Genomic DNA, 22,362 nt, shown 5'->3' with positions numbered 1-22,362 from the left:
ATTGAAAATAATGGGCTAGGTTCCGCACACTCGACTGGGACGGGCTCAGTACCTCCGTCCCGGCCGCACATCGTCCGACCCATGTGACCCCCGCACACGCAGCAACGCGTTTGCCGCGATGAGGAGACAACCGTGAAGCACAGGGCAGTGAACCGCAGGACCGTCGTCATGGGGATCGGCGCCACCGCCGGTGTCGCAGCCATCGGCGGTTTCGCCCTGAACGCGCAGGCGGAGAACAGCGACACCGCGAGCGGATCCGACGCCTCGGGGGCGTCGGACGCGCTGGTCTTCGACAAGGATGACTACACCGAGAAGACCGAGACCATCGCCGACGCCTCCGGCACGGACCGCGAGGTGACCTACCGCTTCTACAAGCCGCGCAACTACGTCGCCCATCCGGTCGACGACACCCACCAGAGCCTGTGTGTCAGCGTTCCGGTGAAGGTCGACGGCAAAGCCGTCGACGCGAGTCACGCACCCATCGTCCTCGCGAACGCGGTGGGCGCCTACATGTCCTCCAGTGTCGCCGAGGCGACCGGCGTGGGGCAGAACGCGTTGGAGATGACCGGCATGGGCGGCTCGTCCGGCGGGATGCCGAGCGGTATGCCCAGCGGGATGCCGTCCGACGGTGCCGGCGGCGGTCCGGGCGGCGGCGCCGGGGCCGTCAACGGCATGGTCAACCTCGCCAAGCTGGCCCTCACGGCCGGCTACGTCGTCGTCGAGCCCGGCGCCCGCGGTCGCAGCCTGACCACGTCGGACGGCACGTACTACGGAACCGCGCCGGCCGCCATCGTCGACCTCAAGGCCGCCGTGCGCTACGTACGCTTCAACAAGGGCCGCATCCCCGGGAACACCGACCGGATCGTGTCCACCGGCACCAGTGCGGGCGGCGCCCTGTCCGCGCTGCTCGGCGCCTCCGGCGACAGCAAGCTCTACGACAAGTACCTCAAGGACCTCGGCGCGGCCCGCTCCTCCGACGCGATCTATGCGACGGGCGCGTGGTGCCCGATCACCGACCTGGAGCACGCGGACGGCGCCTACGAGTGGAACTGGGGCAGCAACGCCACCCAGTCCACCGGCAAGGCCGTCGACCAGACCGTCTCCAAGCAGTTGCAGTCCCAGTTCGCCGAGTACCAGGCGTCGCTGAAGCTGCACGGCCTGCACGGCTACGGCCCGCTGACGGCCCGCAACTACGAGGACTACCTGCTCAACCAGTACATCCAGCCCTCAGCCACGGCGTACCTGGAGGGCCTGTCCGGCTCCGACCGTGCCACGTACCTCGCCAAGAACACCTTCATCACCTGGAAGAACACCAAGGCGACGTTCACGTGGCAGGACTTCCTCACGCACGTGGGAGCGCGCAAGAAGACCGCGCCGGCCTTCGACGCCTTCGACCTGTCCGCCGGTGAGAACAACGAGTTCGGCTCGAACACCACCGAGTCCCGCCACTTCACCGCCTACAGCCAGAAGAACGACACCACCGGGCTCACCGCCAAGCGCGTCGACAGCGACATCCCGGCGCTGCTCGATCTGATGAACCCGATGCACCACCTCGGGAAGAGGAACCCGGGCCGCTCCAAGCACTGGTGGATCCGGCTGGGCACGAGCGACACCGACACCGCGTTCACGGTGTCCGCCAACCTGGCCGCCGCCGCGGCAGGCCTCGGCGACACCGTCGACCACTCCTTCTACTGGGACAAGGGCCACGCCACCAATGAAGACCCGGGAGACTTCCTCACCTGGGTCGCCCAAGTGACCGGCTACCAGGGCTGACCTGGGTACGGGTCAGGCTTCGCCGAACGACCGAGCGATCACCAGGGCCGACCGCACCGCATGCGCCACGCTCGTGAGCGTGGGGTTGCCGGCGGTCGGCGTCGGGATGACGCCATTGCCTCCCACGAAGAGGTTGTCGAAGCCCCAGACACGGCAGGAGGGGTCGCACACCGACGTGCCGTCCTCGGCGACACCCATGCGGAACGTGCCCTGGTAGTGCAACGAGGACCCCGGAGGCATGAGCATGGGCTCGCGCCCCGGCGCGAACCGGCCGAGCGCGTCGGCGACGCGTTGCTGCACGGCCGTGACGCGCGCGATGTCGGCGTGGTCCTTCTTGGTGAGGGTGTATTCGGTGTGCACCTGCGGGAGCCCGAAGCGGTCGGTCTCCGTCTCAGAGAACACCAGCCGATCGTCGGCCGAGATGTCCTTCGGCACGAAATAGCCCATGCCGATGACCTGCGTGCCGTCGTCCTTCGCCCCGTCCGCGAGCGCGATCGGCGAGAGGTCCATCTGCATGAGCTGCCCGTGGTACGGGTGTGCCTCCGAGTACGGAACCCAGTGCACGCCGACCAGCGGATCGGTCACGCGGTTCGCCGCGTAGGCGCCCGGTACCTTCTCCGGGTCGAGTGCCACCCCCGCCATGACTTGCGTGTGGTCGTTCAGATAGCGGCCCAGCGCTTCCGGGCGGATACCCGAAGCCCACAGCAACTGAGGGGTTCGGATGCCGTCACAGGCGACGACCACCACCTTCGCCTCTTGCGAGTAGGTCTCCCCCGTGCGCAGGTCCTTCAGGCGCGCACCGGTCACCCGGCCTTCCTCGACGAGGAGGGAGCGGCACAGTGTCTCGCTGCGCAGTTCGAAGGTGCTGGGCGGGTCGGTCGCGAGGCGGTCAAGCACGATGTCCGTGCCCGTCCAGTACAGCGTCCCGTCGGGCTTGACCGTCACGGCCAGTGGCATGGGCTGCACCCGGCGGTCGAGGGGCAGTTCGGCGTCGAACTCCTTGGCGAGCGCGGAGCACACCGCCTCGCCCACGGGGCTGGTGGCGAAGGCGTCCTGGGTCACCTGCAGGATGTGTTGGGCCCGCTCCAACGCGGTGTCCCATTCCTGCGGGTCGATGAACTCGGGCATTTCTGTCCCCTGCGGCCACGGGCACGCGCCGGTCCAGTGCGCGGCCATCCCGCCGACGCACGTCGACATGGCGGCGGCGTGCATCGCGGTCGGCGGCATCGCGGCGGCCGCACTCGGATCGAGATAGGCGGTGCCAGGACGGGCTGTGTCGGGCGTCGGCGGTTTGCCCTCCGTGGCGATGATGCGCGCAGTCTCCGCCTCATCGGCGTGCTCGGACTGGGACATGGCCTGCGCCCGACGGCGCCGTTCGATCCCGGCGATGTTCTTCACGTGCACGCCGGGCACGGACGTGAGCTGCGGACCGGCGTCCACGAGCAGGATCGAGAGATCCGGGTTCTCCTCCGTGAGCACGCGGGCATAGGTCGATCCGATGGGACCGCTGCCGATGATGAGTACGTCCGGCATGAGGCTTCTCTCTGTCCGACGGGTGAAGGGGACTGTTGCAAGTTCAGGCACGCAGCAGCCCGCGCATGAGGGCGTGGTGGCGACGTACTTGCTCGCAACTGTCGACCTCGAAGGCGTCCTGGATGAGGCGCTGGCCCTCGTACTCGCTGTCGAGTGAGCCCGTGTAGCCGCTCGCGGCGATCGTGGACAGCACGTCGGCGTACGGAATCGCCGCCTCCGCCCCGTCCTCGATCTCGTAGAACTTCGCGTGAACATTGCCGACGTAGGGCATCAACGCCGTCAGGTCCGCGACCGAGTTGGTGCGCGGGCCGAACGCGCCGGAGTGACCGGCGAGGGTCAGCGCCACCTCGGTGCCGCCCATCTCCCGTACCCGCGCGACGACTTCGCCGGTGGGTCGTGTCTCGGCGAACGCACCGGTGATGTAGTCGAGGATCTCCTCGCCGACCCCGCGGCGGCGCGCCTGGGCGAGCAGCGCCTGCGGCATCCGCTGGCAGAACACGCCGAGGTCGAGCGTGAAGCCGAGGTGCTTCGTGCCGGTCTTCTCTATGAGGTCGACATAGGACGTCGTGAGCGGGCCGCCGAGTCGTACCGGTGCGTGGATCTCCGGGAGGATGCGGATGTCGAGGCGTTCCGCGTCCGGCAGCGCGGCGCGCACGAGTTCCGGCGCGGCGTCCTCGACCGGCCCGGTCGTCGGACGGATGGCCCGGAACCCGAGCCGCTTCGCGAGTTCCATCTGGGTCACGAGCCGGCCAACCGCCTCCTCGTGCGGGAGTGCGCGGTGACCGGCTTGGGCCACGTCGACGAAAGTGTCCATGACGGTCGGGGTGAGGCCGTGCAGCTCGATCAGCCGATGCCACTCGTCGACCCACGCGGTCGACGGCTGCGGGTAGCCGGGCATCATCTGCTCAGGCAGCAACTGCACGCCCGTGGCGCCGATCGCGGCGACCTCCGCGACGGCATCCGCGAGCGTCATCCGGCCAAGGAAGTACTCGTACTGGTAGCTGTAGAGGCTCACCCCGAGGCGCTGGGTGGTCGGCTCCTGCACGGGGTCGACGATCGTCATCGTCCGCTCGCCGTGACTGACGAACCCGGGGGCCGGCATGTAGGAGGGGAACACCGTCTCCGACAGACGGATGTCGTGCGGTCCGGGCGGGAGCGCCGTGCCGCTGAGCACACTGATCGTGGCCCGCGCGCCGTACTCCCAGCGCACCTGCTCCTCGCCCGCCATCTCATCGAGGGTGTACTCGCGGCCGTCGACGGTGAACCGGATGTCCTCGCGGCGGCACGGCTCTCCGTCGACGCTGACCGCCAGGTTGCTGACGATCGTCAGCGGCACGCCGCGGTAGTAGCCAATCCGGGCCTCGAAGGCAAAGCCGACCACGCGTCCGTCGCGCGTGACCGGGCGGAAGCCCCGGGTCTCGATGAGGTGGTTCTCGTTCATTTTCGGCTCCTGGTGAGTGTGTCGGCTCTCCGTGCCTCCGCGGACGACCTGCGCTACACGTCGTCGCCCGCAGAGGCACGCATCGCTTCGAGCCGGGCGGTGTTGGCGTCGTTGCGGTCCTCGCTGATGCGGTAGAACGCGAGCGGGACCACGGCGAGGATGAAGGCCGCGGCGGGGAACACGTTCGCGACGACGTTGATGCCGTCCAGCACTTCCGCTGTGGGATGCGCGCCCGCGGCGTAACCGAACGCGCCGAGCAGAGCGACGCCGACGGACGCGCCGACCGCGGTTCCGACCTTCTGCGCGAAGCTCACGCTCGCGTAGCCGGTGCCGTCGCTGCGGATGCCCGTGCGCACCTCACCGTCGTCGATCGTGTCGGGCACCATGCTCATCATGATCGCGATGCTGAAGTTCGCGATGCCGTAGACAGCCGACAGGATGACGACCACCCACAGGTTCGACCAGCCGACGACCGTGAGCAGCAACAGTGCCGCGGCCGATCCCAGCGAACCGATGATCGCGAGGCGCTTCTTGCCGACGCGGCGAGCGATGGCGGGATTGGCGAAGGCGACGATGCCAACCACGCCGGCCAGCGACGGCACCATCATGAGTGGGCCGATGAGGTCGGGCCTGCCCACGTTGTTGATGAGGTAGTAGATCACCGTCGACATGCGGCCGAAGAAGCCCAGCATGACGAGGAGGAAGGCGACGGCGAGCGCCAGCAGCGAGCGGTTGCTCATCAATGCCGTCAACGTGGACTTCGGCGTCGCGCGTTCGCGGCGTACCGGCGTGACGACTTCCTTCGTGCGGAAGAACAGCGCAAGGAACAGCACGAGCGAGAGCACGCCCATGACGAGCGCGGTCAGCGTGTAGCCCCTGACCGTCATCGCCCCGCCCTTGCCACTGAATTGGATGATGAGCGGCGCCGAAACGAGAGAGATAAGCACCGCTCCGACGTTCGTCCCGATGAGCCGGACCGAGTTGAGGGCGACACGGTCCCGCGTGGACGGTGAGAGCACCATCGAGAGCGAGCCGTAGGGCACGTTGACGACGCTGTACACGACACCGAGCACCATGTACGTCCCGATCGCCCACCCGAAGCCGGCTCCGCCGTTGCCGAACGGTGCCGTGAAGGTCAGCACGACCATGACGGCGAGCACTGGCGAACCGAACAGGATCCACGGGCGGAAACGCCCGAACCTGCTGCGGGTGCGCTCCGAGAGCCCGCCGATCAGGGGGTCGACGACGGCGTCCAGAATGCGCGCCGCGAGCATGAGGACGGCCACCGCGCCCGTGGCCAGGCCGACCGAGTCCGTGTAGAAGACCGTGAGGTAGCTCGTGCCCAACGACCACGCGAGCTGGCTCGCGACGTCACCCAGCCCGTAGATGGCCTTGGTGCCGAAACCTAGATATGCCCGGTCGTTCACATCTGTTGAAACTCGGCCTTCGTCGGCCTGGCTTTCAATGGTCATTGACCTCACCCCATTGTGGTCGCGTTACCGGTTTCGGACGCGTAACTGTCAATTCCGATGTCTCGCCCGGGCCTGGACGCAGGACGAATCCGCGATCCATCCGGGCGCCTTCCGGCATGCCGAGGAGAACGGCATGCGGAACAAGGCCGGGATTCCGGCACACGCATTTGGTGGATTTCCGCCGACGGCGGGCTATCGCCGGGCTTCGATCAGGCTGAGTTGTTCGAGTATCGATCCTGGTCTTTTGCGCCCCATGAGGCGCTGTAGGAACGAGGTGCGGTCGAGGATCAGGTCCCGGAACGGCCGCAGCGGGGCAGACGTGTGATGAAACAGGCGCCCGTTGCGGTAGGCCAGTTCGGTCTGCCACGCAGTGTGCGCCTTGCGGGGTTCCTCGTACTCCGTGAGCGCCGCCGCCACCTGTGCGAGGTCGGTCAGGTTGCGGCCCGCGAGAGCCCTTCCGAGGAAGTAGCCGTCCTCGATGCCCATGCCCGCGCCGTAGGCGGCGTACGGAGAGGTGGGATGTGCGGCGTCCCCGACGAGCGTGACGCGGCCGAGCGACCATGTGGGGATCGGTGGCCGGTCACGGAGCAGCCACGTCTGCACGCACGTGCTGTCCGTGGAGGCGACGAGCTCCGGCATCGGACCGGGGAAGTTGCTCATCAGCCGCGCGGCGTGGCCCTTCAGGTCCGCCGGAGCCGGCTCTGCGGGGTCTTGGGCGCCGACCACCCACCACTGAAAGCCGTCCCGGCCCTTGTGCCGGATGCTCGTGTGGGACCCCTGCACGGCCCGGTCGTGCATGATCACCGCTTGACCCGGTACCGCGCCGGTGTCCTCGGCGAAGGTGTAGCCGCCGATGAGGCGGAGCCGGTGTTCGCGCACGGGGCCGTCGTTCCAGAGTGTCTGCCGCACGATCGAGTTGATGCCGTCCGCGCCGACCAGGACGTCGAATTCCTCGGCGGCGTCGTCCTCGAAGTGGAGCACCACCTTCGCGGGGTCCTGCTCGACGCGGACGACGTTGCGGCCCGTGTGCAGGAGGCCCGAAGGGAGCGCCGCGAGCATGCGCTCGTACAGCTCCGGGCGGAGCAACCCGATGAAGGTTCCCCCGAATTCGCGCTCGATCTCGGGCGGAAGTTCCACCTTCGCCCTCAAGTGGCCGCGAGCGGACCGCAGCTCCTGGCGGCACGGCGCGCCCAGGTCGTCTGTGTCGACGCCGAGGATCTCGAGCGCCTTCAAGGGCGGCGGCCAGAGGTTGAGAATGTTGCCGGCCGGTTTGGCCTCGGGAAAGCGCTCGAAGAGCGTGACATCGTGGCCCGACTGCGCAATGGACATCGCCGCTGCCATTCCCGCCGGCCCGCAGCCGAGGACTGCTACGCGCCCGGATGCTTCTGAGGTGCTCATGGCGGCTCCATGTCGGTGAAGTTTCCGGGAACTTACAAAGCCGGCGGTTCCCCGACTATCCCGAACGTGCGGCACCTGGCCACATCCTGCAGTGGTGTCCGCCCAGTGCTGCCGGGCCGCGGTGACTCCGTCAGGCCATGGGGCGCAGCCGCTCCGGAGGTTCTCCGTTGAAGGCTGCCGTCAGGATCCTGTCGAGGCTGTCGCCGCTCACGCGGCGCGGGTTGGCGTAGGGCGCGGAGAGCGCCTGCTCCCTGACCGTGGCCAGGCCCGTCGGGTCTGCGCCCAGCTCGCGCAGGGAAGCCGGTACTTCGAGCTCCTGGTTGAGCTGCCACAGCCTCGTCGATGGATCGTCGTGGCCCAAGGCCTGCCCCATGCGGGCACGGGCTTCCGGTGCTTCCTCCAGGTTGAAGGCCAGGGTGTGTGGCAACAGCACGGCATGGGTCTCGGCATGAGGCAGGTCCAGGCTGCCGCCCAGGGCGTGGCACAGCTTGTGGTGCAGGGACATGGTCGTCAGACCCAGGCATGTTCCGCTGAGCCACGCCGCGTAGAGGGCTGCTGACCGGGGCCCGTCGGCCGTCGGGTCGGCGACCACGGCCGGGAGGGCGGCGGCCATCGCGCGCACCGCTTCCTGGGCCATGAGATCGGTCAGCGGGGAGCGGTCGGGGGCGTAGAGGGCTTCGGCGGCGTGGGCTATGGCGTTGAGTCCGCTGGTGACCGACACGCCGGCGGGCAGGGAGTGCGTCAGGTCGGGGTCGTACAGCACGGAGACGGGGCGCACTCTCTCGGCGCGTCCGGTCGTCTTGGTCTGCCCCTCGGTGATGCCCCACACGGGTGTCATCTCGGATCCGGAGTAGGTGGTGGGGATCGCGATGTACTGGAGATTCGCCTCGAGTGCCAGGGCCTTGGCCAGGCCGATCGCCGAGCCGCCCCCGACGGCGACGCATGCCCTGGCTCCGAGGGAGGCGGCGGTCTTCCGTGCGGCCTCGACCGTGGGCCGCGGCACGTGCATGCGTGACTCGTCGAAGACGCCCACGACCGTATCGGGAAGTTCGGTCGCAAGCCGGTGGGCGAGTTCGCGCCCGCTGTTCGAGCACAGCAGGAGTACGGGGCTGAGCACCGATACGGCCAGTTCGTCGCCGAGCGTGCTCAGGCTCCCCGCGCCGAAGACCACCTGCGTGGGCTGTGCGGGAACGGTGAAGTGGCCGCCACCGACATCCCGGTTCATGCGGACTCCCTACCCCGGGCCGGCTCGAGCACCAGGTCGATCTCGGCATGGGCGAACGGCCCGGCCAGGCCGTGCCGGGCGGACTCTTCCGCGTCGTCGATGCGCTGGAACTCGCGGATCAGGCTGCTCTTGACCGCGAAGACCGCGTCCGACTCCAGGTAGGGACTGTCCGCCACGAAGATGTGGGTGGTCACGGGAGAGTGGCCGTCGGCCGTCGCGATGAAGTGGATGTGCGCCGGGCGGTAGGGGTGGCGGTTGGTGGCCAGCAGAAGTTGGCCCACGGGGCCGTCGGTGGGGATCGGGTAGTGGGAGGGGACGACCGTGCTGAACCGGAACCGTCCCTCGTCGTCCGTGGTGAACAGGCCCCGCCCGTTGCCGGGCGGCAGGACGTCCGGGCGTTGCACGTCGTAGAAGCCGTCCTCGTCCGCCTGCCATACGTCCACGCTCGCCCGCGCCAGGGGCGTGCCGTCGGCGGACAGGACGCGCCCGGTGACGAGACACGGCTCGGCCTTGCCGACCTCGTCGATGCTGGCCCCCAGTTCCCGCCGAGGCGACTCGGTCATGTGGAAGGGGCCGAGGACCGTGGCTTCGGTGGCTCCGGACGACTTGCGGTGGTTGATGTTCTCCACCAGCGAGGAGACACCAAGCACATCGGAGAGCAGCACGAACTCCTGGCGGGTGTCGTCGCAGGTGTGTCCGGTGGCCGTGAGGAACTCGACGGCCCTTTCCCATTCGTCGAGGGTCGGTTCCATCTCCCGGATCGCGGCGTGGAGGTGTTTGACGAGGATGGACAAGCAGTTGCGGAGCCTGGGGTCGGGTGTGTCCCCGAAGCTGGCGATGGTGGCGTCCGTGAGGGTGGTCTCGTCGAGGTCGGCGGACGGTGCGGACCCGGTCATGGGGTGTCTCCTGTCGGTGTGCTGGGCGCGAGCCGGCCCGCACCGCATGCAGGGGAGGCCTGGCAGAAGCGGTGCGGGCCGGCGGTCCTACATGGGCGGCGCGACGAACAGGCCGGGGTCGACGTCGTTGAAGGAGCGGCCGGCGACGAACTCGTTCATCTGGTTCGCCGTGCCCCACTGATCGATGATCTCGGGGTTGGTGAGGTCGTGGATGGAGGGGTGCCAGGTGTCCTCGTCGACGAGTTCGAGCTCCGTCGTGTACTCCACGGTGTTGCCCACCGGGTCGAGGAAATAGCTGAAGGTGTTGTCGCCGGCGTGGTGGCGGCCGGGGCCCCACACCTTCTCGACGTCGCCGCGCAGCATGCGGCCCGTGCCGCGCATGAACTCGTCGAGGCCGCGCAACTCGAACGACGCGTGGTGCAGGGCGACATGCGGCCCGCGTGCGATGGCGAAGCTGTGGTGGAGCGCGTTGCAGCGCAGGAACCACATGAACTCGCCCTTGGAGCCGATGCGGAGGGTGTCGGACAGCCGGAACTCCAGGTGCTTGACGTACCAGGCGACGGTCTGTTCCGGGTTCGGGGAGTTCATCACCACATGCGACAGGCGTACGGGGATCGACTCGCGTTCCTCGATCTTGCGGTGCTTGCGGGTCGCGACGTCGGCCGATACCTCGACGACGCGGCCGTCGCCGTCGAAGAAGCGCACCCCGTATCCGCCACCGGGGGTCGTGAGGGGCCGCGGTTCGTGCACCATCTTGACGCCCTGGCCGATCAGCTTCTCGGTGAGTGTGTCGACGTCTGCGGGGGTGGCGGCGCCGAACGAGACCAGGTCCATGCGCTTTTGGGCGTCGCGCCGCAGCCGTACCACGTACTGCTCGGGCGAGCCCTCGGCCGCGAGGAAGGAGACCCCGTTGTCGTTGTGGGTCTCGGTCAGGCCCCACGTTCCGGTGTAGAAGGCGTGCTGGGCCTCGAAGTCCGGCATCGCGATGTCGATGTGCCGCAGGTGTGTGATCAGGTGTTCGGTGCTCATCTCAGGAGCCTTCCTTGGTCAGACGGGCGGTGAGCCAGTCGGTGATGGTCGGCATGACCGGTCCGGTGCCCATGTGGCCGCCGGGGAAGAGTCGCGCGGTCTTCGGGTCGCCGTGGCGCAGGCTGAGGTGGATGTCCTCGGCGCTGTTCTGCCGGTCGTCGATTCCGTTGACCAACAGCAGCGGGGCGCAGGGGCGTTCGAGGATGCCCTGGTCAAGGAGGGAGAGCTGCGGGCAGGCCGCGACGTAGTCCTCGAAGGTGCGGCCGCCGAAGATCCGCGAACGGGCGGCCATCAGGTCCATGAGGTACGAGGAGGCGTTGCGGGACTTCTCCTGCCACTCGGGCTGGAAGGTGAGGTGCACTCCCCCGCCCCAGTTGACGGCCGCCGTCAGCCGCTCGCGGTGGGTGTGGGCCAGTTTCATGGCCCAGTAGCCGCCGAAGGAGAGCCCCAGTGCGGCGCAGCGCGACGCGTCCAGGTCGCTGTTCTCCAGCCAAGCGAAGACCGGGTCCCACTGTCGTTCGGCGTCGGGACCGGCCAGGACCGGGGACTGCCCGACGCCCGGCTTGTCCATGTGGAGGGTGGCGAAGCCGCGCTCGCGCAGCTTCCGGCCGCGGGCGTACGTCTCTTCCTTCCAAACGTCGATGCCGCCCCACATCATCACCACCGGCGGCCGCTCGACGCCGCGGGGCCGTGCCACGAAGAAGGAGACGGTGTCTCCTTCGTTCTCCCCTCCCTCGAAGGGGACCGTGACGTGCTCGACCGGCGGGTCGTCCAGTGCTGTCGCGTGTGCGAAGTAGGCCCGTGCCTGCACGTAGGCGTCGAGCTTCGCGGGGTGGACGGGAGAGGGGTAGCGGCCCAGGAAGGCGAACTGGTAGGCCTGCCACCATGCTTCGCGTGCTTCCTTCAGGTCACCGCTCTTCTCCTGGCTCCCGGCGCGGTCGGCGAAGTCGGCGGCGATGCCGGTCCAGTGCCCGGCCCAGGTGACCGGGTCGGTGCCGGGAAGGGTGTCGATGGCTCGGCGGGCCGCGGCCTCGTCGATGGCATTGAACGGGTTGCGGCGCTCCGCGAGATGGGTGCGGAGCCAGTCCTGCGCGTCGTGCAGGGTCCGGGTCAGGTCAGCGCTCACGAGGAATCACCGGCAGCAGCAGTCGGGACGGGTAATGGGTGTTGTGGTGGACGTGATGCAGCGTGGTTCGGGAGCTGCCGACGTGGTACGGCACGTACTCGGCGTTGGTGGCCCCGGCCACGCCGGTCGGGGTGTCCATGCTGGAGATCTCCAGGCAGATCCGGTGCCCGCGGCGGAACTCGTTGGCGGTGGCGAGGATCTCGATGTCGTACTCGACGACCTCCCCCGGCTCGACCGGTCGGCGTGCGGCACGGGTGAGCTTGTGGAACGGCTTCCATTCCGTGGAGCGCTGCTCGTCCAGGGCGCGGTTCGACGCCTTGAGCCAGCCACGGGTCAACTCCCGCTTGGGCAGGTTCTCATCGATGTCCCGCTCGCCCTCGCGGACCGTGCGCACCGAGGGGTCGGGGCCGACGTCGGAGAGGGTGACGATCCAGTTGGTGTCGTCCTGGTCGATCGCGGCGAACAGTTTCAGCACCGCGGGTCCCGCGATGGTGAGGTCCTCGCTCAGCGGCTCCGACAGGTAGCGAAGCGTCGACACCTGTCGGGTGTGAGTGAGGGGCATCTGCACGAACGAGTCGGGCGGGACGGTGTCGTCGGCGGAGGCAGGCGTGAAGGGCGTGGGCTTCAGCCGCTCCCAGCTGTTGAGGTAGAAGGGCGTCCACTGTGTCTCGGGCAGTGGCCAGTCCTCGCCGGTGCGCCACTCGTTGGCGCCCGTAACCCAGTAGCGAACGGGCGGCTCGTCCATGACGCCGGTGTCCATGCCCTTGAGCCAGTGGTCGTACCAGCGCAGGATCTCGCCGTGCAGGCCGTGGAAGGGGCGCTCCAGGTGGGCGGGGCCCGCGAAGAGCATCTTCTTGGAGGACGTGTCGAGGTGGCGCCAGTAGGTCTGCGCTCCCTGCAGATGCGTCTTGTACGTGTACGCGTACCAGCCGGACCCTGTGTAGACGGGGATGTCGATGTCGGCGATCTCGCGCTCGCTGCGCTCGACGGTGCCTTCGGGCTCGTACGGGTCGATCAGCACGTTGAAGTAGGCCGGCAGGTGCTGGCCCTTCATCGTCAGCACGTTGTACAGGTGCGGGTGGAGCTTGTAGTCGTCGTTGTTCATCGCCTCCTTCCACAGACTGTGCTTCTCGGCGGTCAGTTCACCGGGCGCGCCCTTGTCCTGGTGGAACACGCCGAAGTGGGAGACGAGGTAGCGGAACAGGTGGACGACGCCGCCCGGGTACTCCTCGCGGAAGCCGCCCAGCGTGCCGTACGCGCCGCGCGGGTCAAACGGGAAGATCGCCTTCAGGTGCGGGGGCCGCTGTCGGGCCACGTACATCTGCTCGGCGCCGAAGCCGGAGATGCCGACCATGCCGACCTGTCCGTCGCACCAGGGCTGGGCGGCGATCCACTCGATCAGGTCGTAGGAGTCCCACGTCCGCTCCCCGCCGCCCTGCGACTTGCCGACGGCCCGCGGCGAGCCGATCACGTGGATGTAGCCGCGGGAGGTGAGGAAGCGGGTGTCGCCGGCCTCCTGCGGGCCGCACCACAGCGGGGACCAGGAGGGCTGCGGAGGAATCGTCTCCGCGATGTCCGGGCCCTGCAGGTCCTTGTTGTAGATGGCGAAGGCCAGCAGGGCGGGCAGCGGCGTCTCGGTACGCGGGCGGTAGATGTCCACGCAGAGTTCGACGCCGTCGCGCATCGGGACCCGCACGTCCCGCTCGGCGATGAAGTCGTCGTAGTCGGCGGGGCGGTCGTAAGTCGTTGGCAGGGTCTCGGAATTCAGTGGCAGCGCGACTGGCCGGTGCGAGGCGGTCATGGGTAGTACACCTTCATTTCTACGGTCCCCGGGCGGCGGGGCTGACATCGGCTCGAAATCAGATGGGCTGAGCCATCACCTGGTGGCAGCGGTCCTGCACCTTGTGGGCCTCGCCGTGGTGGCCGTCCCGCTCCAGCTCGGCCACCTGCACCGAGGTCTCCACCACGAGTCGACACCGTTCCCGGCGGCGTTGCTCGAACGCTTCCAGCGCGGATTCGACGTCCTCGTGCGACCCGAGTTCCTCGGCCAGCACGAGGCTGTCCTCGATCGCGAGTGCGGCGCCACTGACCAGCTGGGGGGACGGCGCGTGCGCCGCATCTCCGATGATCACCACGCGGCCCTGGTGCCAGGGGGCACTCACCACACCGGCCTGCACCGGCCTGCGCACCACGAGCTCGGCATCCTTGATGGTCGCCGCCATCTCGGCGACCTTGCCGGAGAACACGCCCAGCAGATCCCGCATCCGGTCGGCCAGTTCGTGCTGCGGAAGGACACCCTGGTCCGCGTAGTTCTCCGTGACGAAGGCGTATGCCTGGTCACGGGAGATCGGGATCAGTCCCGCGTTGTGCACGGGACCGGCGAAGGTGTGCAGCATGGTGGCCCATGCCGGGCGGGGCACGATCGCGCGCCACACCATCTGGTCCGTGTACTCGGCCTGGGACGGGATGCCGAGCATGTCGCGCACCTTGGACCGGATGCCGTCCGCGCCGATCACCAGGTCGACGTTCCGGACGGTGCCGTCGGTGAGCCGCACAGTCACACCGTCGGCGGTCTGGTCCATGGCGTCGACGCTCATGCCCGTGTGGAGCACGGCGCCCTTGGCGGATGCGGCTTCGCGCAGGATCTCGTGCAGCGCCCCGCGGCTCAGACCGGCAAATGCCGGCAGCTCGGGCCCCAGCAGCAGCGGAAGATCGATGACGCCCCGGGCTTCGCCCGCGGCGTCGCAGTTCGCGATCTGGGTGATCCCGAATCCGCGGTCGATGCAGGGTTCGGCAAGCCCGAGACCGTGCAGCGCCCGCAGCGAGGGCCCCGTGAGGCTCAGGCCCCAACCGGTCACGGACCAGTCGGGGTTGCGCTCCGCCACCTCCACGGAATGACCACGGTCGGCCAACGCGATGGCCGCGGTCATCCCGGCGATTCCCCCTCCCACTATGAGGACTTGGCGGCGTGCGTCGTCGCGCGGATTCATTCGGCCTCCATCGGCTGATTGCTTGATGGGGTGACCGTAGAACCGCGTGAGCGTCACAACTATCCGGATCGTGTGGCGGCTGTCCGCATCGTGCGCCGAGGTTCCCTGCCCTCTTTGCGCAGGTCAGAGCAGTAGCGAGGAGCGACTTCCCCCTCTGGCCGCGCTTACGCGGGAACCGGAGCAGTGCCGCACATTCGGGATAGCGGGGAATTCGTGCCCGATGTAGCGTCTCGCCCCGTCCATCTCATCTGGAGGCTCTGTGCATGCTTCGCCATCCCACGGCACGAAGCTCCCGGAAAGCCCGGGACACGTTCCCGTCACGCCTTCCGAACGGTGTCCGAAGGCAGGACGCCGTAGCGTTTGCGATAGACGGCGGAGAACCGGCCCAGGTGGGTGAAGCCCCAGGCGAAGGCGACATCGGTCACCGAGCGGCCGCTGGTGCACAGTTCCTCGTGCACGTGTCGCAGACGCTGTTCGCGGACCCACCCCATCGGAGTGTCGCCCACGCCCGCCTGGAAGTGCTCGTGGAGTGTGCGGACGCTGCACCCCACGGCCTCGGCGATGTCCGAGACGGTGAGTGGCTCGGCCAGGTGCCGCTCCGCGTACTCGAGCGCGAGGCGCAGGATGCGCGAGCGGCCGGACGAAACGGCCGGTCGGGCCAGCGCGTCGGAGTAGTTGTGCTGATGCATGGTCAGCAGTGCGGCCACGAGCGTGCGGATGTGGTGCAGTTGCACAGTCGGCTGGTCGAAGAGGCCTCCGGGCAGCTGGCTGGCCTGGGAGAGCATGAACCGCACGAGTGCCGCGATCCCGGCGCCGGCGGTGCCCGTCAGGTCCAGCGCGGGAGCGAACTGCACGGGGCGCCTGGGCTCCCTGCCGAGCAGTGCGGTGAGTTCGGCGTCGACAACGGAGCGATCGATCTTGATCCCGATGGACTCGGTGGCGTGCGCGCCCGGTGTCAGCCGCTGCCGGGCGCCGGCCGGCATGATCACCGCTGTGGTCGGGTCGTTGACGATGCGCGCGTCTCCGACCTCTGACAGCACGGCTCCGCTGGGGGCGAGATTGAGGTAGTAGGGGCCGGTGCTGGCCGGCGGGGCGATGCTCACCGCCAGACCTGAGCGGAGGTACCCGACGGTGAAGCCCTCACCGACTATCGCCCGCAGTTCGTACTGCTGCCCCTCGCAGCCGGGCGCGGTCAGCGCCACGGTCGGCGCCCCGTATGCCTGGTTGATGGCCGCGACGAACTGCTCGGGGTCGGTCGAGCGCACCAGGGGGAAACGGCCGAGGATCTCGGTGCCCGTGTCGGGACGCTCCGTCGGCAAGTGCGCGTAGGCGTTCGTCATCGGAACTCCTGTGGTGCTTCTGCGTGCCGAGGCGACAACCGTTGTACTGCGATTCGGTGCCGCGACTCCTGGAGAGCGTGTTTCAAGCAAGTTATGCTGTTAATAAGCGCAAGTCAACGAAACAGAGACGGAAGCCTCGCGAGGGGCCGACGGACGGACCCGCCCCATGCCCCTTCAGACCGCAGGATCACGGGCTGTCTCCCGACGCCTCACGGCTCGCATGCTCGAGTACATTCGCGCGGAAACGGCCACCACACGCGGCGAGTTGGCAGAGCTCACGGGACTGAGCCGCTCCAATATCGCGGAGCGTGTGGGCGAACTGGCCGCTCTGGGCCTGGTCGTCGAGGCGGGCACGGCGCGCTCGACGGGAGGCCGCGCTCCCGTTCGGCTCCGGTTCAACCACCTGGCCGGCTGCGTCGCCGCCGTGGATATGGGGACCACCGGGGTCAGAACCGCGATCACCGATCTGCACGGTCGCACCCTGGTCGACGACCTCTTCGAGTGCAGGGTGTCCGCGGGGCCGCAGGCATCGCTGGCCGCGATCGAGAAGTCCCTCGAGTCCCTGCTCGAAAGCAGTGCCGTGGCGGGGATCCCGCTTACGGGCATCGGTCTCGGCTTCCCTGGGCCCGTCCAGTTCGCCAGCGGACACCCCACCTCGCCGGCATCTGCACCTTCCTGGGACGGCTATCCCATCCGTGAACAGTTGGCCCGGCGATTCGAGGTCGATGCGTGGGTCGACAACGAGGCCAACATGCTCGCACTGGGAGAGCTTCGCCTCGGTGCCGCCCGTCGGGCCTCGGACGTCGTCGTCGTCAAGTTCGGCACCGGCATCGGGGCGGGCCTCGTCTCGGGCGGACAGCTGCAGCGGGGGCACCTCGGAGGGGCCGGGGACATCGCGCACGTCTCGGTACCAGGGGCCACGTCCGCCCGCTGCTCGTGCGGCAGGGCTTCGTGCCTCACCACGGTCGCCAGCGGTGCGGCCCTGGGCCGTACGGCCGTGTTGCTGGCCGAGTCGGGCGCCTCACCCACGTTGCGGGAGCTCGTGACGGCGGGCCGTACGCCCACCGTGGACGACCTCGCGCAGGCCGCGGCCGGCGGAGACCTTGCCTGCATTCGGGCCATCGAGGCGTCGGCAAGCCATCTCGGCCACGTCCTGGCAATGCTCGTCAACGTGCTCAACCCCGAACTCGTCCTGCTGGCGGGCCGGGTGATGGAGTCCGCCGACCTCGTTCTGCCGGTCGTACGGCGGACGATCTATGCCGAGAGCACGCCACTCACCACACGGGCGCTGCGCATCGAGCGCTCGGCGCCGGACGGCCATTTCGGCATCTCCGGCGCGGCCTTGACCGTCGTGGACAAACTGCTGGAGCCCGAGCGCTTGGGGGCCTGGCCCGCAGCGCGGAGCCAGACCCTCGAAGCGATCAATCACTGAGCATCCGTGGTGTTCCCCACCGGCTCCGCGGGCGCTGCCCCACCGTGCCCCGGCTCTACCTGCGCGTTCACCGACAACGGACGGCGCCGCAACAGGAACACGGCCGCGACACCTGCCAGCAGGCCCGCGACGGCGCAGCACTTGATGGCACCGTCCAGCCCACCGGGCACGGAACCCAGCGCCCCGACGGCGATGGGCGAGAGGAACTGGCCGAAGTAGAAGGCCGAGGTCCAGGCCGCCGTACCCCTCCCCCGCTGATCGAAGGAGAGCCGGGCGGTGGTGCCGATGAGCAGGGACGGGAGCAGAAAACCGCAGCCGACGCCGGCCACGAACGCTCCGACCGTCACCGTGGCCCAACTGCTCCCTTCACTGATGAGCACAAGCCCGAGAGGGCCGACGACGAACGCCGCGATCAGGAAGCGCCCCGCGCCGTGCCGGGCCCACCGCACGAAGGCCAGTGAGCCGGCCACCACTCCGGCGTTGGCGATGGCCGCCGAGGCCCCGATCGAGCCACTGCCGACGTCGAGGTCGTCGAGCACGAAACTGAGCTGCACCTGCAGCACGAAGAACAGACAGGCCGCGCCTACCACGGTCAGGACCAGCAGCGGAGCCAGGCTGCGCCAGGGAAGGGCCCCCACCCGACGGCCGGTCGCCCCGGTCGCGGCGCGACCGGGGCGGGGCTCGCGGAGTGTCAGCACCATGGCGGCGAAGAGCGGCAGTGCCGCGGCGTAGACCCAGAAGGGAGTGCGCCACCCCGAGGCGCCGAGCGCTCCCCCGACGGCGAGGATGCCGACCGCGGCGACGGACGTGATCACCGAGTGCCAGGACATGCAACGGTCCCGCCGCGCACCGGTGAAGTAGTCGCCCAGCAGCGTCATGGAGGTCGTCATGACCGCCGCCTCGACGACGCCGAGCAGCAGCCGGCTGAGAAGAATCAGCGGCAGGGAGTCGAGCCACAGCGGTGCGGTGCCGACGATCGCGTAGGCCAGCAGGGCACCGAACAGCAGCCGCGTCCTGCCAAACCGGTCCGTGACCGATCCGGCGAGCGGGCCGAGCACGGCGATGCCGAGCGCCGGCAGGGTCATCAGCATGGGAGCCAGCGTGTCGATGCCCGGTGCGTCGGCGAAGGCGCGCTCGAACTGGGGCAGCACCGGGGCTATCAGCAGCGACCCGAGAACGGATGCGCAGGCGGCGGTCAGGAGAAGGGCCGCGTGCATCGTTCCCGGCCGCCAGGCCGGCGACGAACGGGCGGAGGGGGCTTCGGACGGGCTCATCGGCTGTGGCTCCTCGAGGACGGGCTGTTCAGGCGAGGGGCGACAGTAGGAACGCGGCGGCGTGACCACTATCCAGGGCGTGCGCCGAGTGGCCGATTCCTGCGAGCACCGCAGCCGGGCCCGCCGCGGGTCCCCGGTATCGGACTCCGTCGGCAGCCATGAGGTCGGGATTCGACACTATGGCGCCGAATCTTCATTGACTAATGCCGCGATGCGGCAATAGTCTTCCGCAAGACAGCGTAAGAGGCCAGGGAATGTACCCGCCCTCGATCCATCGCACAGATGGCCATCGGCCCCGCAGGCAAGCGCCACACCGGCGCCACCCCGCATCGAGCCGCCATACGCCGCTAGGGAGCAACCCGATATGACATCACCGCACTCCGCGCAGCGCGGAGTGAGCACCGCCGGCCCCGCACAGCCCGTCGAGACTGTCGACGTTCTGATCGTCGGCAGCGGGCCGACAGGGTCCGCGTACGCCCGCGTCCTGGCCGACGAGGCGCCCGGCGCCCGCGTGCTGATGGTCGAAGCAGGCCCCCAGGTCTCGTCGCCCCGGGGCCGCCACGTCAAGAACATCACAGACCCCGAGGCGCGCGTCGCGGCACAGACCGCCTCCCAGGGACCCGACCGGAGCGCCCGCGACGGCGACCCGGTCCACTCGCGCCCGCCCGGTGTCATGGTGCGGCCCGGCACGTACCTGCTGGGCGACAAGGCCTCGGGGGTGCCCGGCGAGGACGGTTCCGCCGACGGCACGGTGGGGATGCCGGGGGCCTCGCTGTCGACCAACGTCGGTGGCATGGGGGCGCATTGGACATGCGCCTGCCCGCGCCCCGGCGACGGTGAGCGCATCACCGACATTCCCGCCGCCGAGCTGGACACGGCACTGGGGCGAGCCGATGAGCTCCTGAACGTGACCACGAGTGCGTTCACCGACGCACCGTTCGCGGAGGAGGTGCGCAAGCGTCTCGGTGCCGAACTCGACGCGGGCCGGAAGCCTGAGCGACGGGTGCGGACCATGCCACTGGCGGTCGACACCTGGTCCGACGGCAGCAGGCACTGGTCGGGCACCGATGTCATCCTCGGCGATCTGGCCGAGAAGGACACCGCCTCCTTCGAGTTGCGCCCGGACACACTGTGCCGCCGACTCTTGCTGGAAGACTCGGCCGCGGTCGGCGCCGAGATGGAGCACCTGCCCTCCGGCCGCCGGACAACGGTGCGCGCACGGTGGGTCGTTGTCGCCTGTGATGCCCTGCGCACCCCCCAGCTGCTGTTCGCCTCCGGTATCCGGCCGACCGCGCTGGGGCGCTATCTCAACGATCAGCCGCAGATCGTCGTCGCCGTCCGGTTGGACCCCACCATCCTGGCCGCGGCCCGCGAGACGGCGGCCGCTGAGCGCCCGGACGCCACCTTCAATCCGGTCAGCGGCGTCAGCTGGGTCCCGTATGACCACGAGACCCATCCGTTCCACGGCCAGGTCATGCAACTCGACGCCTCCCCCGTCCCGTTGGACGAAGAGGTCGAACCCGGCTCCATCGTGGGTCTGGGGTGGTTCTGCGCCAAGGACGTGCGCGCGGACGACCGGGTGGAGTTCAGCGCGACGGAGGTGGACGGCTTCGGCATGCCGGCGATGACCCTCCACTACCAGTTGACCGATGTGGACCAGGAACGCATCGAGGCCGCCAAGACCGCCGCCGCGCGGGCGGCACGGCTGCTGGGCACCTTCCTCGACCCCCGCGGGCCCCGGCGCCTGCCCAGCGGATCGTCGCTCCACTATCAGGGCACCGTGCGCATGGGGCCGGCCGACGACGGCACGTCCGTGTGCGACACGTACAGCCGCGTGTGGGGAACCGACAACGTCTATGTCGCCGGGAACGGTGTGATCCCCACCGAGACCGCCTGCAACCCCACTCTGACCTCGGTCGCCCTGGCGGCCCGAGGCGCACAGGACATCGCCCGCCGGTATCGCGAGGAGAACGCCCATGTTTCCTGACCGCCTCATCGTCCCGGAAGAACTGGGAGTCGAGGAAAGTACTGCCGGAACCACCGCGGTCACTTTCCGGGTACGACTGCCGTGGTACCGGGCCCTGCCCATGGACGGCCTGCACCTCTCGGGCATCGCCTTCGACGGCCGGCCGGTCGGGCCCGGCCAGCTCGACGTGGAGATCGACGGCGCCTGGATGCCGTACGAGAAGGTGGCGGGCCTGCGCGACGCGTGGTGGTTCGTCCTGGACCCGCTGCGTGTCCGTATCCGCGATCTGCAGCAGGTCGCCGAGGGAGAGCACGAGGTGACGGCGACCGTCGGGGCACGCGTTCCCTACATCGTCCTGGGCACCAAGGCCCTCGTCATCACCGAGACCCTCACCCGAGCCCTCCCCCGGAGCACAAGGAGCGCCGCATGAGCCGCCAACTGCCGAAGCTGGGCGTGACCGCTTACAGCTTCACTCCCCAGTACCACGGCCTGGAGCTGTCCTTCGAGGACGTCGTCCGCCGCATCGGCGATCTCGGCATCGGTCCCGGCCTCGAAATCGTCGGCTTCCAGAGCATCAAGGGATTCCCCGTCATCCCGGACGGCTTCGCACGTCAATTCCGCGGCCTCGTCGACGAGTACGGTCTCGAGCCGTCGTGTCTGGCCGTCAACGCCGACCTGGGACTGCTGCCCGACCGTCTGCTGTCACCGCAGGAGATGGCCGACTACCTCGCCCCGCAGGTACGCGCCGCCGCCGAGCTGGGCTTCCCCACCGTACGACTGCAGAAGCCCGCCTCTCCCGAAGCCGTTGAACTCCTGCTCCCTGTCGCCGAAAAGGCTCAGGTCAAGATGGGCTTCGAGATACACGCGCCCGACAGTGTGCACAGCGACTGGGTCATGGCGCTGCGCGAGCTGTACGCCCGGCTCGACTCCCCCTACCTGGGCTTCATCCCGGACTTCGGTTCCAGCACCCGCCGGGTGTCCCCGAGCGTGTGGGAGGAGTACCGGCGCCGCGGTGTTCCCCAGGAGGCCCTGGACACACTCAACGCGCGGTGGAACGAGATCCACGGCTCCGACCAACGCCCCTCGGAGAGCGAGCTGATGGGCGAGTTCTCCGAACTCGCCAACTCGCTCGGCCTTGGCTCCTTCGCCCATCCTCTGGCGATGTTCTGCGCCGGCATCCACGGCCACCAGGACCCGCAGGACTGGGCGGAGATCGGCCCTCAGATCATCCACGTGCACAGCAAGTTCTTCGCGTTCGACAAGGACGGCGACGAACCCGCGATCCCGCTCGGCGACCTCCTCAAGGTGCTCGTCGACGTCGGCTACACCGGCTACCTCAGCAGCGAGTGGGAGGGCTGGCACTGGGACCCGAGTCCCGATGCCGCGGAGATGGTGCGGCGACACCACGAACTCAGTCGCGGCATCCTCGCATCGCTGTAGCCGATGTGGCGAAGACGAGTCGACCGG

17 protein-coding genes are annotated in these 22,362 nt (G+C 68.9%); 5 read left to right on the top strand and 12 right to left on the bottom strand.

What is annotated here, in order from left to right:
• Positions 1–168 precede the first annotated feature (168 nt).
• Entirely contained in the window at positions 169–1,773 is a 1,605-nt protein-coding gene (locus HZS56_RS00575) for a subtype B tannase (protein WP_216718685.1), read from the top strand.
• Between the two features lie 12 nt (positions 1,774–1,785).
• Here HZS56_RS00575 and HZS56_RS00570 read toward each other — a convergent pair whose 3' ends face one another.
• The 11 genes from HZS56_RS00570 to HZS56_RS00520 form a co-directional block, all read right to left on the bottom strand.
• Positions 1,786–3,306 (bottom strand): GMC oxidoreductase, encoded by a 1,521-nt coding sequence (locus HZS56_RS00570; protein WP_216718607.1) that lies wholly within the window; start codon positions 3,304–3,306, stop codon positions 1,786–1,788.
• 43 nt (positions 3,307–3,349) lie between these two features.
• A complete protein-coding gene (locus HZS56_RS00565) occupies positions 3,350–4,747 on the bottom strand; it encodes a C-glycoside deglycosidase beta subunit domain-containing protein (protein WP_216718606.1) in 1,398 nt (465 codons plus the stop codon).
• Between the two features lie 53 nt (positions 4,748–4,800).
• Positions 4,801–6,219 (bottom strand): MFS transporter, encoded by a 1,419-nt coding sequence (locus HZS56_RS00560; RefSeq protein ID WP_216718605.1) that lies wholly within the window; start codon positions 6,217–6,219, stop codon positions 4,801–4,803.
• A 192-nt stretch (positions 6,220–6,411) separates the two neighbouring features.
• Positions 6,412–7,617, bottom strand: a complete 1,206-nt coding sequence (locus HZS56_RS00555) for an FAD-dependent oxidoreductase (protein ID WP_216718604.1) — start codon at positions 7,615–7,617, stop codon at positions 6,412–6,414.
• A gap of 130 nt (positions 7,618–7,747) precedes the next feature.
• On the bottom strand, positions 7,748–8,842 hold the full coding sequence (locus HZS56_RS00550; RefSeq protein WP_216718603.1) for a maleylacetate reductase: 1,095 nt from the start codon (positions 8,840–8,842) through the stop codon (positions 7,748–7,750).
• On the bottom strand, positions 8,839–9,738 hold the full coding sequence (locus HZS56_RS00545; RefSeq protein ID WP_216718602.1) for an intradiol ring-cleavage dioxygenase: 900 nt from the start codon (positions 9,736–9,738) through the stop codon (positions 8,839–8,841). The genes HZS56_RS00550 and HZS56_RS00545 overlap by 4 nt, the downstream gene beginning before the upstream one ends.
• An 87-nt stretch (positions 9,739–9,825) precedes the next feature.
• Positions 9,826–10,767, bottom strand: a complete 942-nt coding sequence (locus HZS56_RS00540) for a VOC family protein (protein WP_216718601.1) — start codon at positions 10,765–10,767, stop codon at positions 9,826–9,828.
• A gap of 1 nt (position 10,768) precedes the next feature.
• On the bottom strand, positions 10,769–11,893 hold the full coding sequence (locus tag HZS56_RS00535) for an alpha/beta hydrolase family protein (protein ID WP_216718600.1): 1,125 nt from the start codon (positions 11,891–11,893) through the stop codon (positions 10,769–10,771).
• Positions 11,883–13,694, bottom strand: a complete 1,812-nt coding sequence (locus HZS56_RS00530) for a CocE/NonD family hydrolase (RefSeq protein ID WP_216718599.1) — start codon at positions 13,692–13,694, stop codon at positions 11,883–11,885. The genes HZS56_RS00535 and HZS56_RS00530 overlap by 11 nt, the downstream gene beginning before the upstream one ends.
• Positions 13,695–13,752: 58 nt before the next feature.
• Positions 13,753–14,883, bottom strand: a complete 1,131-nt coding sequence (locus HZS56_RS00525; RefSeq protein WP_216718684.1) for an FAD-dependent oxidoreductase — start codon at positions 14,881–14,883, stop codon at positions 13,753–13,755.
• A gap of 317 nt (positions 14,884–15,200) precedes the next feature.
• A complete protein-coding gene (locus tag HZS56_RS00520; protein WP_216718598.1) occupies positions 15,201–16,223 on the bottom strand; it encodes a helix-turn-helix transcriptional regulator in 1,023 nt (340 codons plus the stop codon).
• A gap of 220 nt (positions 16,224–16,443) precedes the next feature.
• Between HZS56_RS00520 and HZS56_RS00515 the strand changes: the two genes are divergently transcribed.
• Positions 16,444–17,655 carry an ROK family transcriptional regulator gene (locus HZS56_RS00515; RefSeq protein ID WP_216718683.1) on the top strand — a complete coding sequence of 404 codons (1,212 nt, stop codon included), beginning with the start codon at positions 16,444–16,446 and terminating at the stop codon, positions 17,653–17,655.
• On the opposite strand, the gene HZS56_RS00510 is transcribed toward HZS56_RS00515, so the two are convergent.
• On the bottom strand, positions 17,649–18,929 hold the full coding sequence (locus HZS56_RS00510; RefSeq protein ID WP_216718597.1) for an MFS transporter: 1,281 nt from the start codon (positions 18,927–18,929) through the stop codon (positions 17,649–17,651). The genes HZS56_RS00515 and HZS56_RS00510 overlap by 7 nt on opposite strands.
• Positions 18,930–19,293: 364 nt before the next feature.
• Here HZS56_RS00510 and HZS56_RS00505 point away from each other — a divergent pair, with 364 nt between their 5' ends.
• Genes HZS56_RS00505 through HZS56_RS00495 form a run of 3 tightly spaced genes read left to right on the top strand, consistent with a single transcriptional unit; the run spans position 19,294 to position 22,335 of the window.
• Positions 19,294–20,916 carry a GMC oxidoreductase gene (locus tag HZS56_RS00505; protein WP_216718596.1) on the top strand — a complete coding sequence of 541 codons (1,623 nt, stop codon included), beginning with the start codon at positions 19,294–19,296 and terminating at the stop codon, positions 20,914–20,916.
• On the top strand, positions 20,906–21,325 hold the full coding sequence (locus HZS56_RS00500) for a C-glycoside deglycosidase beta subunit domain-containing protein (RefSeq protein ID WP_216718595.1): 420 nt from the start codon (positions 20,906–20,908) through the stop codon (positions 21,323–21,325). Before HZS56_RS00505 ends, HZS56_RS00500 begins: the two co-directional genes overlap by 11 nt.
• Positions 21,322–22,335: a sugar phosphate isomerase/epimerase family protein gene (locus tag HZS56_RS00495; protein ID WP_216718594.1), complete on the top strand. Its 1,014-nt coding sequence runs from the start codon at positions 21,322–21,324 to the stop codon at positions 22,333–22,335. The genes HZS56_RS00500 and HZS56_RS00495 overlap by 4 nt, the downstream gene beginning before the upstream one ends.
• Positions 22,336–22,362 lie beyond the last annotated feature (27 nt).

The sequence above is a fragment of the Streptomyces mayonensis genome (assembly GCF_018982965.1).
Lineage (GTDB): Bacteria > Actinomycetota > Actinomycetes > Streptomycetales > Streptomycetaceae > Streptomyces > Streptomyces mayonensis.
This window is presented reverse-complemented; position numbering and strand designations above follow the sequence as displayed.